The 3022-nt window shown below is 67.8% G+C and carries 2 protein-coding genes; one reads left to right on the top strand and one right to left on the bottom strand.

Going from position 1 to position 3022, the window contains the following annotated elements; genetic code table 11:
• Positions 1-1822 (top strand): penicillin-binding protein 2 (gene mrdA / locus I71_RS19375; RefSeq protein WP_042696663.1); only part of this gene is annotated, 1822 nt, incomplete at its 5' end.
• 29 nt (positions 1823-1851) lie between these two features.
• On the opposite strand, the gene I71_RS19370 is transcribed toward mrdA, so the two are convergent.
• A complete protein-coding gene (locus tag I71_RS19370; RefSeq protein WP_042696665.1) occupies positions 1852-2772 on the bottom strand; it encodes a DMT family transporter in 921 nt (306 codons plus the stop codon).
• Positions 2773-3022 lie beyond the last annotated feature (250 nt).

Genomic DNA, 3022 nt, shown 5'->3' with positions numbered 1-3022 from the left:
GCGGCATCAGCTGGCTGGCCTGTCCGCGCTGGTCGGCCGCCTCTATTATCTGCAGGTGGTGGAGTCGGCACGCTACACCATGCTGGCTGAAGAGAACCGCATCAGCCTGCGGTTGATCGCACCCTCGCGCGGCACCATCGTCGACCGGTTCGGCGTGCCCCTGGCGGTCAACCAGCAGAACTACCGCGTCGTCGTCGTGTCGGAACGCACCCACAACATCCAGGAAACGCTCGACAAGATCTCCCGCATCGTCCCGCTGACCGACGGCGACCGTCGCCGCGTGCTGCGCGAACTGCACCGCAAGCGCCGCTTCGTCCCCGTCACCGTGCGCGAGAACCTCACCTGGGAACAGGTTGCCACGCTGGAGACCAACACCCCCGACCTGCCCGGCGTGGCCATCGAGGTGGGCGAGCTGCGCTATTACCCCCAGGCGGACTCGACCGCCCACATCCTGGGCTATGTCGGTGCCGTGTCGGAGTCCGAGCTGAGCGGCAACAGCGACCCTGTCCTGTCGCTGCCCGGCTTCCGCATCGGCAAGGCCGGCATCGAGAAATTCCACGAGAAGGTTCTGCGCGGCACCGCCGGCACCAGCCAGCTGGAAGTCAATGCCGTCGGCCGTGTCATCCGCGAGCTGTCGCGCGACGAGGGGCAGCCGGGCCGCGAAATCCAGCTGACCATCGACATGGCGCTTCAGCGCTTCGTGCAGGAGCGGCTGTCGCAGGAAACCAGCGCCTCGGCCGTGGTGATGGATGTCCACACCGGCGGCATCTATGCGCTGTGCTCCCATCCCAGCTATGACCCCAACCAGTTCACCATGGGCATCAGCGCCGAATTGTGGGAAGAGCTGCTGTCGAACCCGGCGACGCCGCTGAACAACAAGGCGGTGGTCGGCCAATATCCGCCCGGCTCCACCTTCAAGATGACGGCGGCGCTGGCCGCTCTGGAATCCGGAGTCGTCAGCAACCGTCACACCGTGTTCTGTCCCGGCTATCTTGAGCTTGGCGACCACCGCTTCCATTGCTGGAAGCGCGGCGGTCACGGCACGGTCGATTTCGTCGGCGCGCTGCGCCATTCCTGCGACGTGTTCTTCTACGACGTGTCGCGCCGGATCGGCATCGACCGCATCGCCGAGATGTCGAACCGGCTGGGGCTGGGCAGCCGCACCGGCATCGATCTGCCGCATGAGCGTGGCGGCCTGATCCCCTCCATCGCCTGGAAGAAGGCGACGCTGGGCAAGGGCTGGGACATGGGCGAAACACTGGTCGCCTCCATCGGCCAGGGCTATGTCCTGACGACGCCGCTGCAGCTGGCAGTGATGACCTGCCGGATCGCCAATGGCGGCTATGCGGTCAAGCCGCACCTGACCAAGCAGATCAAGGCGGTCAGCGGCGAACAGACAGCCTGGCCCAGCATCGGCGTGAAGAAGGAAAATCTCGACATCGTGCTGCGCGGCATGACCGAGGTGGTGAACGCCCCCAACGGCACAGCCTACAAGTCGCGCATCACCGAGGTCGGCTATGAGATGGCCGGCAAGACCGGTTCGGCCCAGGTCCGGCGCATCACCATGGCGCAACGCGCGGCCGGCCTGAAGAAGCAGGACGAGATCCCCTGGCGCGAGCGCGACCATGCGCTGTTCGTCGCCTTCGCCCCGATCCAGGCGCCGCGCTATGCCTGTGCCGTGTTCGTCGAGCATGGCGGTGGCGGCTCCACCGCGGCGGCCCCCATCGCCCGCGACATCCTGCTGGAAACCCAGAAGCGCGACCCCGGCCGCGCTGCCGTCGCCGAAACCCCGCCATCAGGACCGGAAAAGCCGCGGGGCTGATCAACCCCAACCGGCTCGACCCGACAAGCTCAACCGCGCCGGCCGGCCGGAATGGTCATCGCCGCCACCCCCAGGACTACGGCGACGCACCCGGCGAGAACAGTTGGCGCCAGGGTTTCCCCCAGCAGCAGCACGCCGATGCCGACACCGATCGGCACCCGCAGATAGGCCTGCGCGGTGGTCGGCACCGACCCGAGGCTGTTGACCAGACGGAAATAGAGGGCGAACGCCACCGCTGTCGAGAAGACCGAGAGACCGGCAAGCGACAGCAGCGAGCTCCCGGACGGCGTCAGGCTCCAGGGCCGGTCGACCGCCAGGCTGACCGGCACCAGAAGCGCCGCCCCACACAGCAGCGACCCGGCGGCCGGCATGACCGGGTCCAACCCCTTGAACGCCCGGCCGTAGATGGCCGCTCCGGCATAGCAGACGGTGGCGAGGATGATCGCGCCCTGGGCCGGCAGATCGCGGCCGAGGCCGTCCATCGCTCCCGTCCCGACGATCAGGACCGTTCCACCGAGGCCGGCGAGCACGCCGGCCGCCTTGCGGACGGTCAGCCCCTCATGCCCGGGAAGCAGAAGCGTGATCAGGAACGCGAAGATCGGCGTGGTCGCATTGAGGATGACGGCCGTCCCGGCCTCCACCGTCTGTTCGGCCCAGGCGATCAGGGTGAAGGGCAGAACGCTGTTCAGGCAGGCCTGGACCAGGAAGCGGCGCCATATCGCCGGATCGCGCGGCAAGGAAAGGCCGCGCCAGCGGATGACGCCCAGCAGGATCACCCCGGCGACCAGGGTCCGCCCGGCGATGAAGGTCAGCGGCGGAATCGTCTCCACACCGATGCGGATGAAGCTGTAGGACGCACCCCACAGGCTGGCGAGGACCAGCAGCAGGGCAAGCTCGATGCGCAGGTCCGTTGGCGCAGCCGGCCGGCTTGCGTTGGATAGGATCGTCATGATGACTCCGTCGAACTGAATGGCCATCCACCATGCCGGCCCCAGCACGCAAAAGCCGTCTCGAACGCTTCGGCGGCGAACGAAGCGTCGCCGGCTGACGGGACCGGCGCACCGGCGTAAAGTCCGGTGCATGAGCAACCCGCCCGCCCCCACCCCATCCGCCGCGACCCTGTCCACAAACGGCATCGCCGCCATCGCCGCCCTGATCGGCGATCCGGCACGGGCGAACATCCTCTCCGCCCTGATGGGT

Source organism: Azospirillum sp. B506 (assembly GCF_000333595.1).
Taxonomy (GTDB): domain Bacteria; phylum Pseudomonadota; class Alphaproteobacteria; order Azospirillales; family Azospirillaceae; genus Azospirillum.
This window is presented reverse-complemented; position numbering and strand designations above follow the sequence as displayed.

Bases quoted from the DNA above. Each gene is read 5' to 3' on its own strand.
- I71_RS19370 (WP_042696665.1), bottom strand. From the start codon at position 2,772: ATGACGATCCTATCCAACGCAAGCCGGCCGGCTGCGCCAACGGACCTG.